Source organism: Achromobacter sp. CSND-B12 (assembly GCF_052906545.1).
The window spans coordinates 4,443,153-4,464,148 of sequence record NZ_JBREGJ010000001.1 but is presented as its reverse complement, the minus strand read 5'-3'; the positions used below and the strand labels follow the sequence as shown (position 1 = coordinate 4,464,148).

Below are 20,996 nucleotides of genomic sequence, written 5' to 3'. Positions count from 1 at the left end.
CTGCTCCGGCAGGGGCTTTTTTTTGCCTATCCGCCACCCCGCTCCCCTCATGAGGGACGGGCTGGGCGCATGACCATGCCATAAACGGGGAAATTTCTTATCCAAATGTTTATTACCCATCCATTTGGAAAGATGTTTTCAAGATATACGGGTTTATCCCAAGTGGGATGACGCGCACAATTCAGTCATCGGGAACAAACAACGAACCACGACGGAGGGCCGCCGGATTCGGCCCCGTCTACAACATTGGAGGTCATTATGAAAACCCTGACGACTACCCTTCTGATTTCCCTAGCCTTGGCCGGCGCCGGCGCGCAAGCCGCCGGTGTCGAGCAAGCCAAGTCGAGCGCCCAGGTCGCGACCGAACTGCAACAAGCCAAGGTCAGCGGCCAATACACCTTCGGCGAGCTGGACTACCCGCCCGCCCTGCCCCAGGCCACCAGCCTGAGCTCGCAGGAAGTGCAGGCCCAGCTGCAACAAGCCAAGACCAGCGGCGAATACACCTTCGGCGAACTGCAATACCCGCCGGTCGTGGCAGCGCCCGCCGCCGGCAAGAGCCGTGCCGAAGTCCAGCAGGAACTCGCCCAGGCCAAGGCCAGCGGCCAATACACGTTCGGCGAGCTCGAATACCCGCCGATCACCCGGTGAGCTGCTTGCTGTAGCCCGACCGGCCTCGGACGGCATCATGGTTCGGGGTCGGTATTTTCCGGCAACGGCGGCAGAACTGTAGCAGTGGAAGTAGCAGGACCTGTAGTAGCAGTACGAAGTCTGTTTTGGAAGAGGCAGCAACTGTAGTTAGCAAGACCCGTAGTTAGCAGCACCCGTAGTCAGCAGTACGAAGTCTGAAGCAAGAAGTAGCAGTACCCGTAGTGAAACCGCGGCGCAAGCCGCGGTTTTTTTTCGCCCCGACGTCGTGCCGCCTGCCACAATGAAAGCGGCCCAGGGTCCGGATACCTCCAGACCCTGGGCCGCGGTCCGCCGCAATGGCGGGAGTCAGGTCAGGCGATTCAGCTGAAAAATTCCTTGACGCGATCGGTCCAGGACTTGCTTTGCGGCGAGTGGCGGTCGCCGCCGTCGTTCAGCGAGGCCTCGAATTGGCGCAGGATGTTCTTCTGGTCATCGCTCAGGCGCACCGGCGTCTCGACCACCACGTGGCAGTACAAGTCGCCCGGATAGCTGCCGCGCACGCCGCGGATGCCCTTGCCGCGCAGGCGGAAGGTCTTGCCGGATTGCGTGCCTTCGGGGATCGAGATCTCGGCCTTGCCGCCCAGCGTCGGCACCTGCAGTTCGCCGCCCAGCGCCGCCGTGGTGAACGGGATGGTCAGTTCGCAGTGCAGGTCGTCGCCATCGCGCTGAAAGATCTTGTGCTGCTTGATGTGGATTTCCACATACAGGTCGCCCGGAGGGCCGCCATTGATGCCCGGCTCGCCATTGCCGCTGGAGCGGATGCGCATGCCGTCGTCGATACCGGCCGGGATCTTGACCTGCAAGGTCTTGTTGCGGCGGATGCGGCCGACGCCATCGCAGGCCACGCACGGATCGGTGATTTCCTTGCCGTTGCCGTGGCAGGTCGGGCAGGTCTGCTGCACGCTGAAGAAGCCCTGCTGCATGCGGACAGCGCCAGAGCCGCCGCAGGTGCGGCAGGTCTTGGGCGAGGTGCCGGGCTTGGCGCCGGAACCGTGGCAGGTGTCGCAGTTTTCCCAGCTGGGCACGCGGATCTCGGTGTCGAAGCCGGCCGCGGCCTGCTCCAGCGTGATTTCCAGCGCGTACTTCAAGTCGGCGCCACGATACACCTGGGGACCGCCGCCGCGGCGGCCACCGCCGCCACCGCCGAAGATCTCGCCGAAGATGTCGCCAAAGGCGTCGGCGAAGCCACCGCCCATGCCGCCGCCGCCCATGCCCGCGGCGTTGGGGTCGACGCCCGCGTGGCCGTAGCGGTCGTACGCGGCGCGCTTCTGTTCATCGCCCAGGACCTCGTAGGCTTCCTTGGCTTCCTTGAACTTCTCTTCGGCTTCCTTGCTGTCCGGATTGCGGTCCGGATGGTATTTCATGGCCAGCTTTCGATAGGCCTTCTTGAGTTCGTCGTCCGAGGCATTTTTTGCCACGCCCAGGACGTCGTAATAGTCGCGTTTTGCCATGATCGGTGGGCTCGGGGGAGAGCCTTCTTTTCAGTGCTACAGAATGAGTTCGCCCGGTAGGCGGATTTCTCCGGCTACCGGGCGGCAGAGGCAGGTCAGCGCCCGGCCATTATTGGTCGCGCTTGACTTCCTTGAAGTCGGCGTCGACGACGTTGTCGTCCACCGGCTTCGCGTTGTCGGCGGCCTGCTGCTGGCCGGCCGCTTGCTGCGCCTGCATGTCGGCGTACATCTTTTCGCCGAGCTTCTGCGAGGCGGTCGACAGGGCTTCGACCTTGGCGTCGATGGCGGCCTTGTCGCCATCCTTCAGCGTGTCTTCCAGCGCCTTGATGGCCGCTTCGATGCTTTCCTTCTCGGACGCCTCGAGCTTGTCGCCGTATTCGGTCAGCGACTTGCGGGTGGCGTGCACCAGCGCATCGGCCTGGTTGCGGGCCTGGGCCAGTTCGGCGACGCGGTGATCTTCCTCGGCATTGGCCTCGGCATCCTTGACCATGCGCTGGATCTCGTCTTCCGACAGACCCGAGTTGGCCTTGATGGTGATCTTGTTTTCCTTGCCGGTGCCCTTGTCCTTGGCCGACACGTGCAGGATGCCGTTGGCGTCGATGTCGAACGTGACTTCGATCTGCGGCATGCCGCGCGGCGACGGCGGGATCCCTTCGAGGTTGAACTCGCCCAGGGCCTTGTTACCCGCGGCGATTTCGCGCTCGCCCTGGAACACCTTGATCGTCACGGCCGGCTGGTTGTCGTCGGCGGTCGAGAACGTCTGCGAGAACCGGGTCGGGATGGTCGTGTTCTTCTGGATCATCTTGGTCATCACGCCGCCCAGGGTTTCAATACCCAGGGACAGGGGGGTGACGTCCAGCAGCAGCACGTCCTTGCGGTCGCCCGACAGCACGGAACCCTGGATGGCGGCGCCGGCGGCGACGGCTTCGTCGGGGTTCACGTCCTTGCGCGGATCCTTGCCGAAGAATTCCTTCACCTTTTCCTGGACCTTGGGCATGCGGGTCATGCCGCCGACCAGGATCACGTCGTCGATGTCGGAAACCTTCACGCCGGCGTCCTTGATGGCCACGCGGCAGGGCTCGATGGTGCGTTCGATCAGTTCCTCGACCAGCGCTTCCAGCTTGGCGCGCGTGATCTTCAGGTTCAGGTGCTTCGGACCGGAGGCGTCGGCCGTGATGTACGGCAGGTTGATCTCGGTCTGCTGGCTGGAGGACAGCTCGATCTTGGCCTTTTCGGCGGCTTCCTTCAGGCGCTGCAGGGCCAGCACGTCCTTGGACAGATCGACGCCTTGTTCCTTCTTGAACTCGCCGATGATGTAGTCGATGATGCGCTGGTCGAAGTCTTCGCCGCCCAGGAAGGTGTCGCCGTTGGTCGACAGCACTTCGAACTGCTTTTCGCCATCGACGTCGGCGATTTCGATGATGGACACGTCGAACGTGCCGCCGCCCAGGTCATACACGGCGATCTTGCGGTCGCCCTTTTCGGTCTTGTCCAGGCCGAAGGCCAGCGCGGCCGCGGTCGGCTCGTTGATGATGCGCTTGACTTCCAGGCCGGCGATGCGGCCGGCGTCCTTGGTGGCCTGGCGCTGGCTGTCGTTGAAGTAGGCCGGCACCGTGATGACGGCCTCGGTCACTTCCTCGCCCAGGTAGTCCTCGGCGGTCTTCTTCATCTTGCGCAGCACGTCGGCCGACACTTGGGGAGGCGCCATCTTCTTGCCGCGCACTTCCACCCAGGCGTCGCCGTTGTCGGCCTTGACGATGGCATAGGGCATCAGGTTGATGTCCTTCTGCACCGCCTTTTCCTCGAACTTGCGGCCGATCAGGCGCTTCACCGCGTACAGGGTGTTCTTGGGGTTGGTCACTGCCTGGCGCTTGGCGGGCGCGCCCACCAGGGTTTCGCCGTCGTCCATGTAAGCGACGATCGAGGGGGTGGTGCGGGCGCCTTCGGCGTTTTCGATGATCTTGACCTGACCGCCGTCCATGACAGCCACGCAGCTGTTGGTCGTGCCCAGGTCGATGCCAATAATTTTGCTCATGGTCGGGTTACCTTGGATAAATCTGTGAAATTGGAGAGAAATTTCCTGTCCCCACATAACTGGGGCTGCCCGCAGGGTTTTTCAAGACGCCTGGCTGGAATTTTCCGCCGGGGTCTCCTGCAGGCGCCGGATCGCCGCCGTGAACTGGGGCAATCCGGGCCAACCGGTAATGCGGCCGAGCCGCTTTCCGGCCCGGTAAAGCACAAAAGTGGGGACGCCATGCAGGGAGAAGCGACGGCCCAGGGGTTCGTCGGCGTAGACGTCAGCCTCGAACCAGGTCAGGCCCAGGCCCAGCAGGGTTTCCTGGTGCAGCAATGCCGCCTGCTTGAAGAGATTGCAGTTATAGCAATCCTGGCCCCACAGGAACACGCAGCGCAGGTCCGATCCCGGCGCCTGGACCACGGCCGCGTCGAATCCCGCGGAGTCGACATGCCGCATGTCGAAGACCGCGAAGACCTGCGCCGGGTCGAAACGGGGATCGGTCATGGCGCGCCGCCCGCTCAGCCTTGGCCGGCGGACACCACTACCAGCGCCGGGCGCAGCGTGCGATCGGCGATGACGTAGCCTTTCTGCAGCAGTTGCACCACCGTGTTGGCGGGCTGCTCGGCGGGAATCGACGAAATAGCCTGGTGCAGGTGCGGATCGAACTTGTCGCCCTGGACCGGCGCGATTTCCTTGAGCAGGTTGCGCTCGAAGGCGGCGGCCAGCTGCTTGAGCGTCACTTCGACGCCTTCGCGCAGCGTGTCCACGGTCTGGTCGGCCTGGGCCAGCGCGGCCTCCAGGCTGTCCTTGACCGGCACCAGGCTTTCCGCGAACGACTCGATGCCGAACTTGCGCGCCTTGGACACTTCTTCCTGGGCGCGGCGGCGCACGTTCTCGGCTTCGGCGCGCACGCGCAGAAGCTGGTCCTGCTGCTCATTGACGGTAGCCTGGGCCGCGTCCAGCTGGGCGCGCAACTCGTTCAGCTCGGCCTGCGCGGCGTCCTGGGCGGCGGGGGCCGCATCGGCGTCATCGCCGAATCCGGGCGTCTGATCTACAGGCTCGTTGGGTGCCGTCATGGGGAATCCTCCAAAAAGAATGGCTTTCGCAGACATGAATGGGGGCCAATACCCCTATTTCAAGCCCGGGAAAGCAAATATTCCCCGTCGCGGACCACCCTTGGGACGGGGCGGAATCCACGGCAAGAAGCCCGCCGTTCTCCTGGAGCCCCTTCAGACGCCCAGGATCAGGGGGCAAAATGCCCGTCCGGCCCGGTCAACGACAGGTCATTTCTTGCCCGGCTGGGCCGGGGCCGGCGCGTCGCTGGCGGGAAAGGTGTCTTTCAGGGCCCGGTCGACGGCAGGGTCGTCGTCGGGTTCCGGGTTGATGGCGATCGGGTCGCTTGCGGGGAAGGTCTCGGCCAGCGCCTCGTCCAGCTCGTGTTCGACCTGATCCTCGTCCACCGGGGTGCTGACGTTCCCCTTTTTCACAATCTTGCCCGTCTTGGGATCATGGTGCATGCGCCCTCTCCTTCAAGTCCGTGAATGCGTGGGCCACCCCTGCAAGTGCCGTTCCACCAGAGTGGCCAACCCTGCGATCCAGGCCGGATCGTCGTTCAGCGCCGGAATGTAACGGAATTGCCTGCCGCCCGCGCCAAGAAAGGCGTCGCGGCACTCCAGGCTGATCTCTTCCAGGGTTTCCAGACAGTCTGCCACAAATCCCGGACACACCACATCCACCTCGGTCACGCCCGAGGCGGCCAGCGCCTTCAGGGTCGGTTCAGTATAGGGTTCGAGCCAGCGGGCGGTGCCGAAGCGGCTCTGGAAGGTCACTTCGATCTGCTCGCGCGGCAGCGAGAGACGCTGCGACAGCAGCCGCGCGGTTTCCATGCAGTCGCGGTAATACGGATCGCCCAGCTCGATGGAATAACGCGGCAATCCGTGGAAACTCATGACCAGTTTCTGCGGCTTGCCGTGCTCGCGCCAATGCGCCTCGATGCTGGCGGCCAGCGGATCCAGGTAGAGGGGTTCCTGGTGGAAGCGCTTGATGAAGCGCATTTCCGGCTGGTCGCGCAGCCGGGCCGCATGGCGCGTGACGGCATCGACCACGGTGGCGGTGGTGCTGGCGGCATACTGCGGGTACAGCGGCACGGTCAGGATGCGTTCGCATCCTTGCGCCCGCAAGCGCGAGATGGCGTCGGGGATCGAGGGATTGCCGTAGCGCATGCCCAGCTCGACCACCGCCTCGACGCCGGCGGCGCTCAAGGCCGCCTGCACGCCTTCGGCCTGGCGGCGGCTGTAGACCATCAGCGGCGAGCCGTCCTTGAGCCAGACGCCGGCATAGCGCGGCTCCAGTTTCTTGGGACGCAGCGTCAGCACCAGGCCGTGCAGGATCGGCTTCCAGAGATAGCGCGGGATCTCGATCACGCGGGGATCCGACAGGAATTCGCCCAGGTACTTGCGGATGTCCTTCTTGCCAGGGGTGTCCGGCGTGCCAAGGTTCACCAGCAGCACGCCGACCTTGCCTTCGACCCGCGGCGGCGGATCTTCGTTGAAGGGGTCTTCCTGCTCGGCTTCGGGCAGGTAGCGTTCAGGCCAGAGATACTTGAACAGGCGAAGAAACACAAAAACTCCCCTTCCTCCGCCAGGAGGATGTCGGTTCGGGTGGGACTACTGGTTGTGGCTGAGGGCGTTGGACAGCAGGCGGGCCGTAATGTCCACGATCGGGATGACACGCTCGTAGGCCATGCGGGTTGGGCCGATCACGCCGAGCGTGCCGACCACCTTGCCGTCCACGCCGTAGGGCGCGGTGATGACCGAGACCTCTTCCATCGGCACCAGCTGGGAATCGCCGCCGATGTAGATCTGCACCCCCTGCGCCCGGCTCGACACGTCGAGCAGCTGCAGCAGGTCGGTCTTTTTCTCGAACAGCGAGAACATCTTGCGCAGGCGGTCCATGTCGGACGCGATGTCAGTGACGTCGAGCAGCTTGCGCTCGCCCGAGATGACCACGGCGTCGCCATCCTCGGCCGCTTCGGCGCTGGCCTCGACCGCCGCCTGCATCAGCCGGGAGATGTCCTCGCGCAACTGCGCCAGTTCGGTCGAGAGGGTGCGCCGCACCGCGTCGAAGGACTTGCCGGCGAAATGGACGTTGAAGAAATTGCCCGCCTCCAGCAGTTCGGCCTCGGCGTAGTCGCGCTGCACGAACAGGATGCGGTTCTGCACGTCGCCGTCGGGCGTGACGATGATCAGCAGCACGCGCTTGTCGGACAGGCGGATGAATTCGATCTGGCGAAAGACCTGGGCCCGCTTGGGAGTCAGCACCACGCCGGCGAACTGGGTCAGGTTCGACAGCAGCGCCGCGGCGGCGTTGACCGCGCGGGTGGGTTCGGCCGCCGCCAGCATGTCGCCCATGTTGTGGGGTTCGAGCTGGTAGGACTGCACCGCCAGCAGCGAATCGACGAACATGCGGTAGCCACGGGGCGTGGGAATGCGCCCCGCGGAGGTGTGCGGACTGTGGATCAGGCCCAGTTCTTCCAGGTCCGCCATGACGTTGCGGATGGTGGCGGGCGACAGATCGAAAACCTTCGATAGCGTCCGCGAGCCGACTGGTTGCCCATCGGCGATGTAGCGTTCGATCAACGCTTTCAGTAATGCGCGTGCGCGGTCATCCATAGCGGGTATTTTAGGGAATCTTTTCCAATTAAGGCGATTTTTGTCCCGCAAGCCGATATGCGGCCCCATATAATCGGCTAACAGGCCCGATTCCGGACCGATTTCGTTTTTCTGATTCGCCTTGCCACCATGCACTTTCCTACCGTCGCGCTGATCGGCAGATACCAGGACACCGGCCTGGCCACTCCGCTAAGGGCGCTCGCGCACGCGCTCACGCAGGCCGGGCGGCAGGTGCTCGTCGATGCCGACACGGCCCGCAACACCGGCCTCACGGAATACCCGGTCGCCACTTACGAAGAGATCGGCAAGGATGCGTCGCTGGCGGTGGTCATGGGCGGCGACGGCACGGTGCTGGGCGCCGCGCGCCACCTCGCGCCCTACGGCGTGCCGGTGGTCGGCATCAACCACGGCCACCTGGGTTTCATCACCGACATTCCCGTGCAGGACGCGCACGGCGCGCTGACGCGCGTGCTGGAGGGCAACTTCCAGATCGAAGAGCGCATGCTGCTCGAAGGCAGCGCCTGGCGCGGCGACCAGCAGATGTACGCGGCCTCGGCCCTGAACGACGTGGTGCTGAACCGCGCCGGGCGCGGCGGCATGATCGAGGTGCGCGTCGAACTCGACGGCGCCTTCATGTACACGCAACGCGCCGACGGCCTGATCATCGCCACGCCGACCGGCTCGACCGCCTATGCACTGTCGGCCAACGGCCCGATCCTGCACCCCGGCATGAACGCCATGGTGCTGGTGCCGGTGGCGCCGCAGACCCTGTCCAACCGCCCCATCGTCATTCCCGACAGCGGCGTGCTGAACATGACGCTCACCGCCATGGGCCGCGTCGAGGTCGGCGCCAGCGTGCATTTCGACATGCAGACCTGGTCCGACCTGCAGCCCGGCGACCGCATCGTGGTGCAGCGCGCGCCCTACACCATCCGCTTCGTGCATCCGGAAGGCTACAGCTTCTTTTCCACCCTGCGCCGCAAGCTGCACTGGAACCTGATGCCGCAGGCCACCGACAACGTAGAGTAGTAAGCGCCCCGACATGCTGCGCACCCTGCACATCCGCGACTTCGTCATCGTCGAGCAGACCGAGATCCATTTCGGTCCCGGCTTCACCGTCTTCTCCGGCGAGACCGGCGCGGGCAAATCCATCCTCATCGACGCGCTGGCGCTGGCGCTGGGCGAGCGCGGCGACGTCAGCGTGCTGCGCGAAGGCGCCGCCCGCGCCGACATCACCGCCGTCTTCGACACGCCGCCGGCGCTGCGCGCCTGGCTGGCCGAACGCGAGATCGACGCCGACGACGAACTGGCGCTGCGCCGCGTGATCGACGCGCAGGGCCGCAGCCGCGCCTACATCAACGGCACGCCCGCCACGGTGGCGCAATTGCGCGAACTGGGCGACAGCCTGGTCGATATCCACGGCCAGCATGCGCACCAGAGCCTGATGCGCCCGGAAGCCCAGCGCGACCTGCTGGACGCGCACGGCGGCCACGGCGAGCTGCGCCAGGGGGTAGCCCAGGCCTGGAAGCAATGGCGCGCGCTGGCGCGGCAGCTGGAGCTGGCCGAAAAAGACGCCGCAGGCCTGGCGGCCGAACGCGAGCGCTTGCAGTGGCAGGTAGATGAGCTCGACCGTCTCGGCCTCGCGCCGGACGAATGGGACGCCCTGCAATCCGAGCACACCCGCCTGTCGCACTCGCAGTCGCTGCTGGACGGCGCCACGCAGATCCTGGACGCGCTCGATGGCGAAGGCGACTCCGCCCACCACCGGCTGACCGCGGCCAACCAGCGCATCCAGCAGATGCTACGCCACGACACCGGCCTGCAGGGCATCTACGACGAACTCGAATCGGCCCGCATCGCCATAAGCGAAGCCGTGTCCGACCTGAACAACTATGTCAGCCGCGTCGATCTCGATCCGCGCCGGCTGGCCGACGTCGAGGCGCGCCTGAGCGCGGTGTTCGAGACGGCGCGCAAGTTCCGCACCGAACCCGAGGCGCTATGCGCCTTGCGCGACAGCCTGCACGCCGAGCTCTCGGCCCTGCAGGCCGCCGCCGACATCGACGCGCTGCGCGCCCAGGCGCAGGCGGCGCAGGCGCAGTACGACGCCGCCGCCGCCAAGCTCACCACGGCGCGCCGCAAGGTCGCCAAGGATCTCGGCAAGCAGGTCACCCAGGCGATGCAGACCCTGGCCATGCAGGGCGGCAAGTTCGAACCCACGCTGGCCGCGGCCGCGCCGTCGGCCCATGGCAATGAACACGTCGAATTCCTGGTGGCCGGCCACGCCGGCACCACGCCGCGGCCGCTGGCCAAGGTCGCGTCCGGCGGAGAACTATCGCGCATCTCGCTGGCGCTGTCGGTCATCGCCAGCCGCGCCGCGCGCGTGCCCACGCTGATCTTCGACGAAGTCGACAGCGGCGTCGGCGGCGCCGTGGCGGAAGCCGTCGGCAAGCTGCTGCGCGAACTGGGCGAGCGCCACCAAGTGCTGTGCGTCACCCACCTGCCGCAAGTCGCGGCCTGCGGCAACAACCAGTTCCTGGTCAGCAAGACCGAATCGCGCGGCACCACCCGCTCGCGCATCGAGGAGCTGGACGACGGCGCCCGGGTCGAGGAAATCGCCCGCATGCTGGGCGGCATCAAGCTCACCGCCACCACCCGCGAGCACGCCCGCGAAATGCTCGCAGGCTTCGGCCGCGCGCCGGCCTGAGACTGTTCAGGCCCAGCGATCCCCATTCCCCAAAGCGGACTCGGTCCGGGAATAAAAAAAGCCCCTTCCTGGAGAAGGGGCTTTTGCTTTCACTGACTCGCGGCGAGCGCGGCCGCGGTCAGGTCCGACGCGAAAAAGCTCAGCGGCCTTTCAGGCAGCTGCCGCAGATGCCGTACAGCACCATGGCGTGGCTTTCCAGCGCGAAGCCATTGTCCTTGGCGATCTTCTGCTGGCGCTTTTCGATGTCCGGGTCGGAGAATTCAACCACCTTGCCGCAGTTGGTGCAGATCAGGTGGTCGTGGTGATCGCCGTCGTTCAGTTCGAACACGGCCTTGCCGCTGTCGAACTGGCTGCGGGCAAGGATGCCGGCCTGTTCGAACTGGGTCAGGACGCGATAGACGGTGGCCAGGCCGATTTCGACGTTTTCGCCGATCAGGGCACGGTAGACGTCCTCGGCGCTGAGGTGGCGCTGGTCCGACTTACGGAAGATATCAAGAATTTTCAGGCGCGGGAAAGTCGCCTTCAAACCCATGTTTTTCAGTTCGCTTTGGTCGCTCATGGTGTAATCGCTCTCCGTCCGCGTTGGCATGGGCAAGGATACTCGGTAACCGCGAGCCGGCTCCCCAGAATTCCTGCCGCCCCGCAGAACTATCCTTATGAAACCTTTATGATAACGGTTTTGTCTGCTTCCAAATAATAGGGGCGCGTAGTGTCCATGATTGCACGAATTCCTTCCCGCTCGCTCAAGACCGGTTTGGCCATCGCCGCCCTGGCCGTCGCCCTCGCCGGCTGCACGGGGGACAAGTGGGGCTTTCCCTACAAGGCCGGTGTCCAGCAAGGCAACTGGATCACCCAGGAACAGGTCGCGCTGTTGCAGCCGGGCATGACGCGCGAGCAGGTGCGCTTCGCGCTGGGCAGCCCCACGCTGACCAGCGTGCTGCACGCCAACCGCTGGGACTACCCCTACTACTACAAGCCCGGCTACGGTGAGGCCCAGGAACGCAAGTTCACGGTCTGGTTCGAGAATGACCGGCTGACCCGCTGGGAAGGCGACAAGCAGCCCGACCTGCAGCCCTACCAGATCAACACGCCCAGCACCGCCGCCGACGAAAAGGCCGACAAGCGCCTGAGCGAGGACGAGGCCCGGCTCAAGCAGGAAGAAGAACAGAAGAAGCGCGACGCCGCCGCCCCCACCAGCCCGATGAACCAGTACCCCGGCCAGCCCGGCAACGCGCCCGAGCCGCTGCGCTAACCCAAGGATTTTCTTCATGCGTATTGCTATCGCCGGCGCCAGCGGCCGTATGGGCCAGATGCTGATCGACGCCGTCCTGAAGGCCGACGGCCTGCAACTGGCGGTCGCGCTCGACCGCAAGGGCTCGCCCTCGCTGGGCCAGGACGCGGGCGCCCCGCTGGGCCAGCAGACCGGCGTCGCCATCACCGACGACCTGGGCGCGCTGGCCAACGCGGACTGCCTGATCGACTTCACCCGCCCCGAGGGCACGCTGGAACACCTGCAGGCCTGCGCCAGGCTGGGCGTGAAGGCCGTCATCGGCACCACCGGCTTCGACGACAACGGCCGCGCCGCCATCGAAGTGGCCGCGCAGAAAACCGCCATCGTGTTCGCGCCCAACATGAGCGTGGGCGTGAACGCCACGCTCAAGCTGCTGGACATGGCCGCCCGCATCCTGAATTCGGGCTATGACGTCGAGGTCTTCGAGGCCCACCACCGCAACAAAGTCGACGCCCCCTCGGGCACCGCGCTCAAGATGGGCGAGACCATCGCCTCGGCCTGGGACGTCGCCCTGCCCGACGTGGCCACGTGGAGCCGCCACGGCGACACCGGCGTGCGCAAACCGGGCACCATCGGTTTCTCGGTGCTGCGCGGCGGCGACATCGTCGGCGATCACACCGTGTCGTTCTGCGGCATCGGCGAACGCATCGAGATCACGCACCGTTCGGCCAGCCGCGCCACCTACGCCGAAGGCGCGCTGCGCGCGGCGCGTTTCCTGGAAGGCAAGCACAACGGCCTGTACGACATGCAGGCGGTGCTGGGGCTCTAAGCCCGGCCGCCACCATGAAAAAAAGGACCCGCGCGGGTCCTTTTTCATTTGTGTGCCGGCGGCTTTACACGACCACGGGTTCGGGTTCCAGCGCCACGCCATAGCGATCCATGACCGCGTCCTGGATCGCACGCGCCAGCGCCATGATGTCGGCCGCCGTGGCGCCGCCGCGATTCACCAGCACCAGCGCTTGCCGATCATGCACGCCGGCGGCGCCCAGCTGGCGTCCTTTCCAGCCGCATTGATCGATCAACCAGCCCGCGGCAAGCTTGAAACGCCCGTCCGGTTGCGCATAGGAAACCAGCCCTGGGAAACGCTCGAGCAGCGCATCACGCTGCGCGGCCGCGACGATGGGATTCTTGAAAAAGCTGCCGGCATTGCCGGTAACGGCGGGATCCGGCAACTTGGCGCGCCGGATCTCGCAGACCGCATGGAAGATGGCGCGCGCGGTCGATTCCCCCGCGGCCAGGCCCGGATGGCGCTGCAAGTCGGGATATGCCAGCACCGGACGCCACGGCCGTGGCAGGCGCAAGCGCACCGCCACGATGACCCAGCCGCCGGGCGGCTGATGCTTGAACACGCTGTCGCGATAGGCGAAGCGGCAATCGGCGGCGGTCATCTCCACGTAGCGGCCCGCGCGCACATCCCAGGCCGTCAAACTGTGGAAACGGTCGGCCAGCTCGACGCCATAGGCACCGATGTTCTGCACCGGCGCCGCGCCCACGGTGCCCGGGATCAGGGCCAGGTTTTCCAGACCGTCCCAGCCCTGCCGCACGCACTCGGCGACGAAGCCATGCCAGGTTTCACCGCCAGCGGCCTCCACCAGCCAGGCATCGGGCTGCGCCCGCAGCAGGCGCACACCCCGCAACGCCACCCGCGCCACCAGGCCGGGCACGGCCTCGGGCAGCACCAGATTGCTGCCGCCGCCCAGCACCAGCAACGAGGCATGGCCCGCGGCCAACTCGGACAAGGACGGCAATTGCGCGACATCATCCAGCGTCACGCAGGCCTGGGCCATGGACACCAGGCCGAGGGTATTGAGCCCGGAAAGGTCCTGCGGCGCCGCGGTCAACACGGGCGCCGTAGCGGAGGGATTTGACATGGATACTATTGGGTATGCTATATTTTCTGTCTTCGCTCATATTACTTGATTGAGCTTGGCAGCCGATTCAACCCCGGCGGCGTAAAGCTTAAAGCGCTTGAAGCGATCCGCTGGCCCTGGCAAACAAGCGATGAAACATGCGCCTGAAATTAGCGACGGCAAGCACGATCGAAAAAAATCATGTAGAATGCGCGCCTTCTGATCGATAACCAAGTTGATCAGGCAATCGCGAAAGCGGTTGGCAATAAGAAATGGTTTGCAGGCTGAAAGGCCGGCGGCGCCACTGAAAAGTGCGCCACGGCGCCAGACATGCAAGCCCATGCGGGAGTAGCTCAGTTGGTAGAGCGCAACCTTGCCAAGGTTGAGGTCGCGAGTTCGAGACTCGTCTCCCGCTCCAGATTTTTTGCGCAGCGTCTTCACACTGCGCATGATGAAAAAGGGCCTGCGGGCCCTTTTTTCATTTCCACGACCACCCTCACACTCTCTCTTCATCGCTGCCGCTCGATCGCGCGCGGACACCATCGGCTGGATCATCGGCCGCGCACCTGGCCGCGCTGCTGCCTGGAGGCGTCGACGACCTGCGCCCGTCGCCCCGGCGCGCGATTCATCATCGACGCCCCAAGGCCACGAAGACGTGTGGATGGAACCCTAGGCGGACAGCAGGTCGGTCCGGAACGGGGACGCCGCGAAATGCGCGGCGATATCCGCCTGGGCTCGCAAGCGGGCCGCCTCCAGGGCCTGCCCTCCCATCGCGGTGCCTTCCACCGAGAAGAATGTCAACCGCTTCAGGCCGATGGTGGCCAGCGCCGCCTTCAGGTAGGGCGTGAGGAAATCAGGCTGGCGCGCGTCGGACCCGGAAAACAGCCCTCCCGAGGACACCGCCACGAACACCGGCCTGTCCACGAGGATGCCGACCTTGCCTTCGCGCGTCACACTGAATGTGCTGCGCACCCGCACCACATGATCGATCCACACCTTCAATGCCGACGGCACGGTGTAGTTGTGCATCGGCGTGGCGATGACGACGTAGTCGGCATCGGCCAGGGACCGGATCAAGCGGTCGGACTGATGCAACGATCCCGATGGATCGCCGTCCGGATCGCGGGATGAGCCCAGCGCCCAGGCGTATTCGGCATCCACATGCGGCAACCGGTTGGCGTCGAGCTCGACCAGGTCATGGCCACGCTCGGCGTCGACCCGCGCCAGGCCATCGACAATGAACTGCGACAACCGATGGCTTTCGGAATCCGCGCCGCGCGGGCTGCAAGTCAAACGCAGGACGCTCATGCCGCTTGCCCCCCCAGGACCTTGCTGAAGCGCATCGCGCCGGTCAGCAGCCCCTGCCGGAAGTAGAAGCGCTGCGCCAATGCGTTGCCCAGGCCGGTATCCAGCACCAGCTTGGCACAACCGGCCTCGCGGGCCATGCGCTCCAGCGCTTGCAACAGACTGGCGCCATGGCGCGCCCCACGACTGCGCTCGGTGACGACCAGATCGTCCACATAGAGAAAGCTCCCGTAGATCAGGTTTTCCTGAAAGCGGTAGCCGGCCAGCGCCACGGGTACGCCCTCCTCCCACACCGCCAGCAAGGCGTAGTTCTCGCCGCGCATGCGCGCGACGCGATCGGCGAAATCGGCCTCGCCGGCCAGGTGCGGGCGCAACTCCCGCATCACCGGGAAGCAGGCGCGCAGCTCCCCGGTGGTTTCGATGTGACGGATTTCCTGATGACTCATGACGGTCCTGTCCTAAATGAAGCCTCCCGCCGCGACGGCGGGAACAGACACCATGCTAGGGAAGCCATGCCATAATTTGAAGAACCATAAATTGATCTTTCAACTAGGCCATGATGCCCCCGCCTCTTGCCAGCCTGCCGCCCGCGACCAGCGGCGAGCCGTTGTACCGCCAGGTCTATGAACGCTTCCGGGGCGCGATCACCCAGGGCACGCTCAAACCGGGCGACCGGATCCCCTCGGCACGCGCGCTCGCCAAGGACCTGGGAGTGGCGCGCGGCACGATCGAAATGGCCTACTCGCTGCTGCACGCGGAAGGCTACGTGCAGCCGCGCGGCCAGGCCGGCACCGTGGTCACCCCCGGCCTGCAGGCCCAACCGGCGGCCAGACCGTCGCCGCCGCCGGCACGGCCGGACCCCGACACCTGGCGCCAGCCGCCGGAGCCGCTGCCGTTCCAGATGGGACTGCCCGCGCTGGACGCCTTTCCGCGCAAGATCTGGGCGCGGCTCGGCGCCCGGCACCTGCGTGCCACGCAGGCGGCCGACCTGTCCTACCCGCCCGCCGACGGCTTGCCCGCATTGCGCACCGCCATCGCCGCCCACCTGCAGGTCGCGCGCGGCATCCATTGCACTCCGGACCAAGTATTCATCACATCGGGTTATCGCGAGAGCCTCAACCTGGTGATCCAGGCGCTGCTGCAACCAGGCGACCGGGTCTGGGTGGAAGACCCCGGCTATCCGCCCACGCGCGAACTGCTTAAGCACTCGGGCCTGACGTTCGCGCCCGTGGAGGTCGACAGCGAAGGCGTCATCGTGTCGCAAGGCATCGCCCAGGCTCCCCAGGCGCGCGCCGCGATCGTCACACCGGCGCACCAGAGCCCGCTGAGCGTAACGTTGTCCTTGACCCGGCGCCAGGCATTGCTGGATTGGGCCGAGCGCCACCAGCGCTGGATCGTGGAGGATGATTACGACGGCGAGTACCGCTATGTCAGCCGGCCGCTGCCGGCGCTCAAGAGCCTGGATCGCCACGGCCGCGTGCTTTACGCAGGCACTTTCAGCAAAGTGATGTTCCCCGGCATACGCCTGGCTTACCTGGTGGCGCCCGCAGCGCTCGTGCAGCGCTTCGAGATCGTCAACCGGGTGCTGGGCAACGGCATTCCCGGGCTGACCCAGGCGCTGGTCAGCGCATTCATGACGGAGGGACATTTTGCCCGCCACATCCAGCGCATGCGCAGGCTCTACGCGGAACGGCGCAATGCCACGGCGGCGGGCCTGGCCAAGGTTTTCGGCCCTGGCATGCCGATCGATCCACAGCCGGGCGGCATGCACCTGCTGGTTCGCATGAAGGGGCGCCATACCGACCGCGAACTGGCGCAGCGCATGCTCAGCAATGGCCTCTACGCGCACGCGCTGTCGCGCTGGGCTACCGCCGCGTCATGCGGTTCGGGCCTGCTGATGAGCTTCACCAACATCGAGTCGCAGGACCGCGCCGAGCAACTCGGCCGGCGCATACTCGAACTGATGTAGCGCGCCCGGCCTGCCGCCCCGGAAGGAGCGGCGCGGGCATTGCCGCGGGTTCAATCCAGGCCGGCCTTGTCCAGGCCGAAGGCGACATCCGCAGAGCCCGGTACGGTGCGGAAAGCGACATTCAAGCGGTTCCAGCCGTTGATGCCCACGACCAGGAAAGTCAGATCCGAGATTTCCTCTTCGGACAGTTGGGCACGCACTTGCTCGTACACCGCGTCGGACACGCCATGCGGGTGCAGCACCGTCAAGGCCTCGGTCCATTCCAGCGCCGCCCTTTCTCGCGCGCTGAACAGCGGGGATTCGCGCCAGATGGCGATATGGTGCAGGCGCAACTCGCGCTCGCCGGCTATCCTGGCCTGCTTGATGTGCATGTCCAGGCAGAAGCCGCAGCCGTTGATCTGCGAGGCGCGAATGGTCACCAGGTCGTTGAACTCCTTGATCACCGCCTTCTTTTTCAGCGAGGCGCTGAAGTCGAGGTAGTACTTGGACAGTTCGGCGGAAACCTGGAAGTAATTCAGACGCTGGCTCATTTCAGAAACACCTTGGTGGGATGACCTGCGGACGACATCGCCGCATGGCTGCATATTGCGGCCAGTCGCCAAGGCGAAGAAAGCGCCAAGAAACGTCATTCGGCCTGGGCCATGCGGCTGTCGGATCAGGCCCACCCCGGGCAGGGCGCTATCCGACGGCCGCGTCCCGCCTTCGTTGACCACATGTGAAAATCCTGTATACTCACGCCTCTTCAAAGCAGTGCCCGCGCGGGAGTAGCTCAGTTGGTAGAGCGCAACCTTGCCAAGGTTGAGGTCGCGAGTTCGAGACTCGTCTCCCGCTCCAAATTGTGATCCACAGACTTCTACTGGGGTCTGTAGGTCATTGAAAAAAGGAGCTTCGGCTCCTTTTTTCATTCCAGCGAGTGCCACGGAAATCCACCCACAGCTACCGTTTTTGAGTGACCAAATAAGGCACAAGAATACGGGTGGGTCGGCTACCGGATAGTTGCTGGGGCTGAGCGGGAACCATGACGAGCATAGGGCCTAAGTCATAACTTAGGAGCCTCGAAATGGCACTCTCTGATCTGACCGTCCGGCAGGCAAGGACTACCGGAAAGCGTTACACCATCTCTGACAACGACTGCCTGGGCCTGATGGTCTCTGCCGCAGGTGGCAAGTCGTGGATATTCCGCTACTACTGGCTGGGCAAGCAGAAGCGCATGTCCTTGGGCGGCTATCCCGCCCTCAGCCTGCGCGAGGCTCGCGCCGAGCGGGACAAGGCCCAAGCCCTGCTCGCAAGGGGGATCGACCCCCAGGTCGAACGCGACCAGAAACGTCACGCAGCCAAGCTGGCGGGCGAATACACCTTCAAGACCGTCTTCGACGCCTGGGTCGAACATCGCCGCAAGGAACTCAAGGAAGGCCGTCAGAGCACGCTTTCCCAGATCCTGCGCATCTTCAACAAGGACGTGCTGCCCACTCTGGGGAAGATGTCGATCTACGACATTCGCCGCCCTCAGCTCCTGGGCGTCCTGGCGGCGATCGAGAAGCGCAAGGCGTTCACTACTGCAGAAAAGGTCCGCACCTGGTTCAACCAGATGTTCCGTTATGCCCTGGTCATCGCCGAGGGGCTGGAAGTCAACCCGGCCGCAGACCTGGACGTCGTGGCCGAACCCAAGCCCCCGGTGGCCCACAATCCCTACCTGCGCCTACCCAAACTGCCCGAGTTTCTTCAGAAGCTCCGGCTCTACAACCCCCGTGGCTGGCAGACCCAGCTTGGCGTCCGGCTACTGTTCCTGACCGGGGTGCGCACCGGCGAACTGCGGTTGGCAGAACCTGAACAGTTCGACCTCGACAGGGGTTTGTGGATCATCCCGCCGCAGATCGTCAAGCAGCTCCAGGACGAAATGCGCAAGGCCGGGAAGCGGCCGCAGGACGTGCCTCCCTATATCGTGCCGCTGTCCCTGCAGGCCATCGAGATCGTCCGCTACCTCCTGAGCGCAATGCGGCCGGCGCAAAAATACCTGCTGTCGCACCGTAGCGAACTCAAGAAGCGCATCAGCGAGAACACCCTCAACAAAGCTTTGCAGCTCATGGGCTATGAGGGACGGCTGACCGGCCACGGCATCCGCGGCACCATTTCGACGGCACTCAACGAGATCGGCTACCCCAAGATTTGGGTGGATGCGCAGCTTTCGCACTCGGACCCGAATACGGTGAGTTCGGCCTACAACCACGCCAAGTACGTGGAGCCGCGTCGTCGGATGATGCAGGACTGGGCCGACCGCCTCGATCTGCTTGAACAGGGTGAAGTGGAGGCCGCGAGCACGCACCTGACCATCCGTATCGACGGGGTGCCGGCGATGGCGGAATTTGAGGGAGTGGTAGATGCGGCCCCAATGATGACCGAGCCTGCGTTCCCTGGCGTCCCGCCGGTGGTGGCCACGCCCATTGTCGTGACCCCGGACAACGGCGGGATCACCTTCCAGCGTCTGTCGCAGGTGCCGCCACCGCCGACGCATGCCCCTGAGCCGGAAGTCTCCGCAATCCAACGGGAACGCGAGGAAATGCTGGCCATGTACGAGTCGCCGAACAACCTGCCGGTCCCGCTGTTTGGCAAGCTGGCCGGAAAATCCAAGGACCAGATCAACCGCGAGCTGAAGGCGGGCAAGCTGCTGTCCATCAGCTTGGGCAACCGGGGACAACGCGTTCCTGACTGGCAACTGGTGCCGCTCAAACACAGGCTGGCTCAGGTGCTCATGAACCAGTGCCCACACGCGGATTCGTGGGATCTGTACCGCATGCTGACCCAGCCGCACCCTGACCTGGGGGACCGCGCGGCCATTGATGCGGTCACGCCGACCAACGTGCCGGCGATCATCCGGGTCATCATGGGCGACTACCAGCACCATGCGGATATGCCCGAGGCCATTGCCCCATACCCCATCCCCGAGGATGTGCGGCAAAGCGTTCGTCGGCTGGTGGATAGCGCAGTAGTTCTAGACGGAGCATAGGGCTCCCAAACCTTGCAGGGGCCTTGCGGCCCCTGCATTACGCTTGCACCGCCTCCACGAGTTCGCTCAGCGTGCGCGGTGCGGGAGCGAAGAACACGGCGCCGGTGTGCGCCGTCGAGAAATCGAGCAGGCGGTCGTGCATGCCTGGCGGATCGCCGAGGAACATGCGCTCCAGCATCTTCTGCGTCACCCACAGATGCCTGGAGTAGCCGATGAAGTAGGTGCCATATTCGCCCTGGCCGGGGCGGCCGAAGGGCATGTTGTCGCGCAGGATGTCGTGCTCGGTGCCGTCGTCGTCCACGATCGTGGCGAGGGTCTTATGCGATTTCTGGCCGCTCGTCGCGTCGGGCAATTCGACATTGCTGACGATCTCCCGGCCGATGATCCGCTCTTGCTCGTCCTTGGCGAGCCGAGCCCACGGCTGCATTTGGTGCAGATACTTCTGCACCACCAAGTAGCTGCCGCCGGCGAACGCTTGATCTTCACTGCCGACCAGCGTCGAGGCGCCGATGTCGTGCCCGGTCGGGTTGGCCGTGCCATCGACAAAGCCAAGCAGGTCGCGGGAGTCGAAGTAGCGAAAACCGACCACCTCGTCTGCCACCGTCACGCTGCTGCCCAGTTGGTCCAGCAGCAGGCGCTCGAATTCAAAACAGAGGTCCTCGCGTTCGGCACGGATGTGAAAGAACAGGTCGCCGGGCGTGGCAGGCGCGGTGTGCTTGGCACCCTCGATGGGCGCGAAGGGCCGCAGTTCCTTCGGGCGCTTCCCGGTCTGGAAACGGTCCCATAGCGCCGATCCCAGCGCAGTGATGCACGACAGCCGGCCGTTGAGATCGCGGAAGCCCACTGTTTTGATCAGGTCGTCCAGCCCGTCCAAGACGCCGGCGACCGCCTGAAGGGCCTCGTGGTCCTCGGCGACCGTCAACGTGAGAAACACCGCCGCGCGCGACAGCGGCGCATCGATGCTTTGCGAGTCAATTGGTACTCGGTCCCAACCACTTCCAACCATTCGTGCCTCCAAAGACCATGTTAATTCATCATATTGCCAGA

21 protein-coding genes and 2 tRNA genes are annotated in these 20,996 nt (G+C 64.9%); 9 read left to right on the top strand and 14 right to left on the bottom strand.

Annotated elements, in window-relative coordinates; translation table 11 throughout:
- Nucleotides 1-258: 258 nt before the first annotated feature.
- Nucleotides 259-648 (top strand): DUF4148 domain-containing protein, encoded by a 390-nt coding sequence (locus tag ACUTAG_RS21110; RefSeq protein ID WP_006389048.1) that lies wholly within the window; start codon nt 259-261, stop codon nt 646-648.
- Nucleotides 649-1,007: 359 nt separating this feature from the next.
- Here ACUTAG_RS21110 and dnaJ read toward each other — a convergent pair whose 3' ends face one another.
- The 7 genes from dnaJ to hrcA all read right to left on the bottom strand — a co-directional run bounded on the left by dnaJ (nt 1,008) and on the right by hrcA (nt 7,826).
- Entirely contained in the window at nt 1,008-2,138 is a 1,131-nt protein-coding gene (gene dnaJ, locus ACUTAG_RS21105; RefSeq protein WP_006389047.1) for a molecular chaperone DnaJ, read from the bottom strand.
- A 109-nt stretch (nt 2,139-2,247) separates the two neighbouring features.
- The gene (gene dnaK, locus ACUTAG_RS21100; protein ID WP_020924906.1) at nt 2,248-4,173 is read right to left on the bottom strand and encodes a molecular chaperone DnaK; all 1,926 of its coding nucleotides are present in this window, start codon (nt 4,171-4,173) and stop codon (nt 2,248-2,250) included.
- 81 nt (nt 4,174-4,254) lie between these two features.
- The gene (locus ACUTAG_RS21095; RefSeq protein ID WP_006389045.1) at nt 4,255-4,659 is read right to left on the bottom strand and encodes a thioredoxin family protein; all 405 of its coding nucleotides are present in this window, start codon (nt 4,657-4,659) and stop codon (nt 4,255-4,257) included.
- A gap of 14 nt (nt 4,660-4,673) precedes the next feature.
- On the bottom strand, nt 4,674-5,231 hold the full coding sequence (grpE, locus tag ACUTAG_RS21090; protein WP_006389044.1) for a nucleotide exchange factor GrpE: 558 nt from the start codon (nt 5,229-5,231) through the stop codon (nt 4,674-4,676).
- A gap of 207 nt (nt 5,232-5,438) precedes the next feature.
- Nucleotides 5,439-5,672: a hypothetical protein gene (locus ACUTAG_RS21085; protein ID WP_006389043.1), complete on the bottom strand. Its 234-nt coding sequence runs from the start codon at nt 5,670-5,672 to the stop codon at nt 5,439-5,441.
- A 12-nt stretch (nt 5,673-5,684) separates the two neighbouring features.
- Nucleotides 5,685-6,776 (bottom strand): ferrochelatase, encoded by a 1,092-nt coding sequence (gene hemH / locus ACUTAG_RS21080; RefSeq protein WP_006389042.1) that lies wholly within the window; start codon nt 6,774-6,776, stop codon nt 5,685-5,687.
- 45 nt (nt 6,777-6,821) lie between these two features.
- Nucleotides 6,822-7,826, bottom strand: coding sequence for a heat-inducible transcriptional repressor HrcA (gene hrcA / locus ACUTAG_RS21075; RefSeq protein WP_006389041.1), 1,005 nt, complete (start codon nt 7,824-7,826; stop codon nt 6,822-6,824).
- A gap of 129 nt (nt 7,827-7,955) precedes the next feature.
- Between hrcA and ACUTAG_RS21070 the strand changes: the two genes are divergently transcribed.
- Together ACUTAG_RS21070 and recN are read left to right on the top strand one after the other, a co-directional pair.
- Nucleotides 7,956-8,855 (top strand): NAD kinase, encoded by a 900-nt coding sequence (locus tag ACUTAG_RS21070; protein ID WP_020924910.1) that lies wholly within the window; start codon nt 7,956-7,958, stop codon nt 8,853-8,855.
- A 13-nt stretch (nt 8,856-8,868) separates the two neighbouring features.
- Nucleotides 8,869-10,530 carry a DNA repair protein RecN gene (recN, locus tag ACUTAG_RS21065; protein ID WP_006389039.1) on the top strand — a complete coding sequence of 554 codons (1,662 nt, stop codon included), beginning with the start codon at nt 8,869-8,871 and terminating at the stop codon, nt 10,528-10,530.
- Between the two features lie 139 nt (nt 10,531-10,669).
- Here the strand turns inward: recN and fur are convergent, their stop codons facing one another.
- Nucleotides 10,670-11,089 carry a ferric iron uptake transcriptional regulator gene (fur, locus tag ACUTAG_RS21060; RefSeq protein ID WP_006223539.1) on the bottom strand — a complete coding sequence of 140 codons (420 nt, stop codon included), beginning with the start codon at nt 11,087-11,089 and terminating at the stop codon, nt 10,670-10,672.
- Nucleotides 11,090-11,245: 156 nt separating this feature from the next.
- On the opposite strand from fur, the gene ACUTAG_RS21055 reads away from it, so the two are divergent.
- Together ACUTAG_RS21055 and dapB are read left to right on the top strand one after the other, a co-directional pair.
- Nucleotides 11,246-11,782 (top strand): outer membrane protein assembly factor BamE, encoded by a 537-nt coding sequence (locus ACUTAG_RS21055; RefSeq protein ID WP_446650311.1) that lies wholly within the window; start codon nt 11,246-11,248, stop codon nt 11,780-11,782.
- A gap of 16 nt (nt 11,783-11,798) precedes the next feature.
- A complete protein-coding gene (dapB, locus tag ACUTAG_RS21050) occupies nt 11,799-12,590 on the top strand; it encodes a 4-hydroxy-tetrahydrodipicolinate reductase (RefSeq protein WP_026382331.1) in 792 nt (263 codons plus the stop codon).
- 64 nt (nt 12,591-12,654) lie between these two features.
- On the opposite strand, the gene murB is transcribed toward dapB, so the two are convergent.
- Nucleotides 12,655-13,692, bottom strand: coding sequence for a UDP-N-acetylmuramate dehydrogenase (gene murB, locus ACUTAG_RS21045; RefSeq protein WP_148316319.1), 1,038 nt, complete (start codon nt 13,690-13,692; stop codon nt 12,655-12,657).
- Nucleotides 13,693-13,728: 36 nt separating this feature from the next.
- Complete coding sequence (locus tag ACUTAG_RS21040; protein ID WP_127481512.1) at nt 13,729-14,013, bottom strand: hypothetical protein; 285 nt, start codon at nt 14,011-14,013, stop codon at nt 13,729-13,731.
- Here ACUTAG_RS21040 and ACUTAG_RS21035 point away from each other — a divergent pair.
- Nucleotides 14,014-14,089: transfer RNA gene (locus tag ACUTAG_RS21035), tRNA-Gly, on the top strand.
- 251 nt (nt 14,090-14,340) lie between these two features.
- Here the strand turns inward: ACUTAG_RS21035 and ACUTAG_RS21030 are convergent.
- Nucleotides 14,341-14,979 carry an FMN-dependent NADH-azoreductase gene (locus ACUTAG_RS21030; RefSeq protein WP_070781315.1) on the bottom strand — a complete coding sequence of 213 codons (639 nt, stop codon included), beginning with the start codon at nt 14,977-14,979 and terminating at the stop codon, nt 14,341-14,343.
- A complete protein-coding gene (locus ACUTAG_RS21025) occupies nt 14,976-15,422 on the bottom strand; it encodes a GNAT family N-acetyltransferase (RefSeq protein WP_148319080.1) in 447 nt (148 codons plus the stop codon). Before ACUTAG_RS21025 ends, ACUTAG_RS21030 begins: the two co-directional genes overlap by 4 nt.
- A 110-nt stretch (nt 15,423-15,532) precedes the next feature.
- On the opposite strand from ACUTAG_RS21025, the gene pdxR reads away from it, so the two are divergent.
- Nucleotides 15,533-16,945, top strand: a complete 1,413-nt coding sequence (pdxR, locus tag ACUTAG_RS21020; protein ID WP_148319082.1) for a MocR-like pyridoxine biosynthesis transcription factor PdxR — start codon at nt 15,533-15,535, stop codon at nt 16,943-16,945.
- A 50-nt stretch (nt 16,946-16,995) separates the two neighbouring features.
- Here the strand turns inward: pdxR and ACUTAG_RS21015 are convergent, their stop codons facing one another.
- Nucleotides 16,996-17,475 (bottom strand): carboxymuconolactone decarboxylase family protein, encoded by a 480-nt coding sequence (locus ACUTAG_RS21015; protein ID WP_026382626.1) that lies wholly within the window; start codon nt 17,473-17,475, stop codon nt 16,996-16,998.
- A gap of 228 nt (nt 17,476-17,703) precedes the next feature.
- On the opposite strand from ACUTAG_RS21015, the gene ACUTAG_RS21010 reads away from it, so the two are divergent.
- A tRNA-Gly gene (locus tag ACUTAG_RS21010) sits at nt 17,704-17,779 on the top strand.
- A 226-nt stretch (nt 17,780-18,005) separates the two neighbouring features.
- Nucleotides 18,006-19,949, top strand: a complete 1,944-nt coding sequence (locus ACUTAG_RS21005) for a tyrosine-type recombinase/integrase (RefSeq protein ID WP_446650310.1) — start codon at nt 18,006-18,008, stop codon at nt 19,947-19,949.
- A gap of 37 nt (nt 19,950-19,986) precedes the next feature.
- On the opposite strand, the gene ACUTAG_RS21000 is transcribed toward ACUTAG_RS21005, so the two are convergent.
- Complete coding sequence (locus ACUTAG_RS21000) at nt 19,987-20,955, bottom strand: Dyp-type peroxidase (RefSeq protein ID WP_446650309.1); 969 nt, start codon at nt 20,953-20,955, stop codon at nt 19,987-19,989.
- Nucleotides 20,956-20,996 lie beyond the last annotated feature (41 nt).

What these genes read in the sequence shown, in the direction of transcription:
- ACUTAG_RS21005 (WP_446650310.1), top strand. Translation starts at nt 18,006, where the DNA reads ATGGCACTCTCTGATCTGACCGTCCGGCAGGCAAGGACTACCGGAAAG.
- ACUTAG_RS21030 (WP_070781315.1), bottom strand. Translation starts at nt 14,979, where the DNA reads ATGAGCGTCCTGCGTTTGACTTGCAGCCCGCGCGGCGCGGATTCCGAA.
- ACUTAG_RS21095 (WP_006389045.1), bottom strand. Translation starts at nt 4,659, where the DNA reads ATGACCGATCCCCGTTTCGACCCGGCGCAGGTCTTCGCGGTCTTCGAC.
- dnaK (WP_020924906.1), bottom strand. Translation starts at nt 4,173, where the DNA reads ATGAGCAAAATTATTGGCATCGACCTGGGCACGACCAACAGCTGCGTG.
- recN (WP_006389039.1), top strand. Translation starts at nt 8,869, where the DNA reads ATGCTGCGCACCCTGCACATCCGCGACTTCGTCATCGTCGAGCAGACC.
- ACUTAG_RS21015 (WP_026382626.1), bottom strand. Translation starts at nt 17,475, where the DNA reads ATGAGCCAGCGTCTGAATTACTTCCAGGTTTCCGCCGAACTGTCCAAG.
- hrcA (WP_006389041.1), bottom strand. Translation starts at nt 7,826, where the DNA reads ATGGATGACCGCGCACGCGCATTACTGAAAGCGTTGATCGAACGCTAC.
- murB (WP_148316319.1), bottom strand. Translation starts at nt 13,692, where the DNA reads ATGTCAAATCCCTCCGCTACGGCGCCCGTGTTGACCGCGGCGCCGCAG.
- fur (WP_006223539.1), bottom strand. Translation starts at nt 11,089, where the DNA reads ATGAGCGACCAAAGCGAACTGAAAAACATGGGTTTGAAGGCGACTTTC.
- ACUTAG_RS21040 (WP_127481512.1), bottom strand. Translation starts at nt 14,013, where the DNA reads ATGGGCTTGCATGTCTGGCGCCGTGGCGCACTTTTCAGTGGCGCCGCC.
- dnaJ (WP_006389047.1), bottom strand. Translation starts at nt 2,138, where the DNA reads ATGGCAAAACGCGACTATTACGACGTCCTGGGCGTGGCAAAAAATGCC.
- grpE (WP_006389044.1), bottom strand. Translation starts at nt 5,231, where the DNA reads ATGACGGCACCCAACGAGCCTGTAGATCAGACGCCCGGATTCGGCGAT.
- pdxR (WP_148319082.1), top strand. Translation starts at nt 15,533, where the DNA reads ATGATGCCCCCGCCTCTTGCCAGCCTGCCGCCCGCGACCAGCGGCGAG.
- dapB (WP_026382331.1), top strand. Translation starts at nt 11,799, where the DNA reads ATGCGTATTGCTATCGCCGGCGCCAGCGGCCGTATGGGCCAGATGCTG.
- ACUTAG_RS21055 (WP_446650311.1), top strand. Translation starts at nt 11,246, where the DNA reads ATGATTGCACGAATTCCTTCCCGCTCGCTCAAGACCGGTTTGGCCATC.
- ACUTAG_RS21070 (WP_020924910.1), top strand. Translation starts at nt 7,956, where the DNA reads ATGCACTTTCCTACCGTCGCGCTGATCGGCAGATACCAGGACACCGGC.
- ACUTAG_RS21000 (WP_446650309.1), bottom strand. Translation starts at nt 20,955, where the DNA reads ATGGTTGGAAGTGGTTGGGACCGAGTACCAATTGACTCGCAAAGCATC.
- ACUTAG_RS21085 (WP_006389043.1), bottom strand. Translation starts at nt 5,672, where the DNA reads ATGCACCATGATCCCAAGACGGGCAAGATTGTGAAAAAGGGGAACGTC.
- ACUTAG_RS21025 (WP_148319080.1), bottom strand. Translation starts at nt 15,422, where the DNA reads ATGAGTCATCAGGAAATCCGTCACATCGAAACCACCGGGGAGCTGCGC.
- ACUTAG_RS21110 (WP_006389048.1), top strand. Translation starts at nt 259, where the DNA reads ATGAAAACCCTGACGACTACCCTTCTGATTTCCCTAGCCTTGGCCGGC.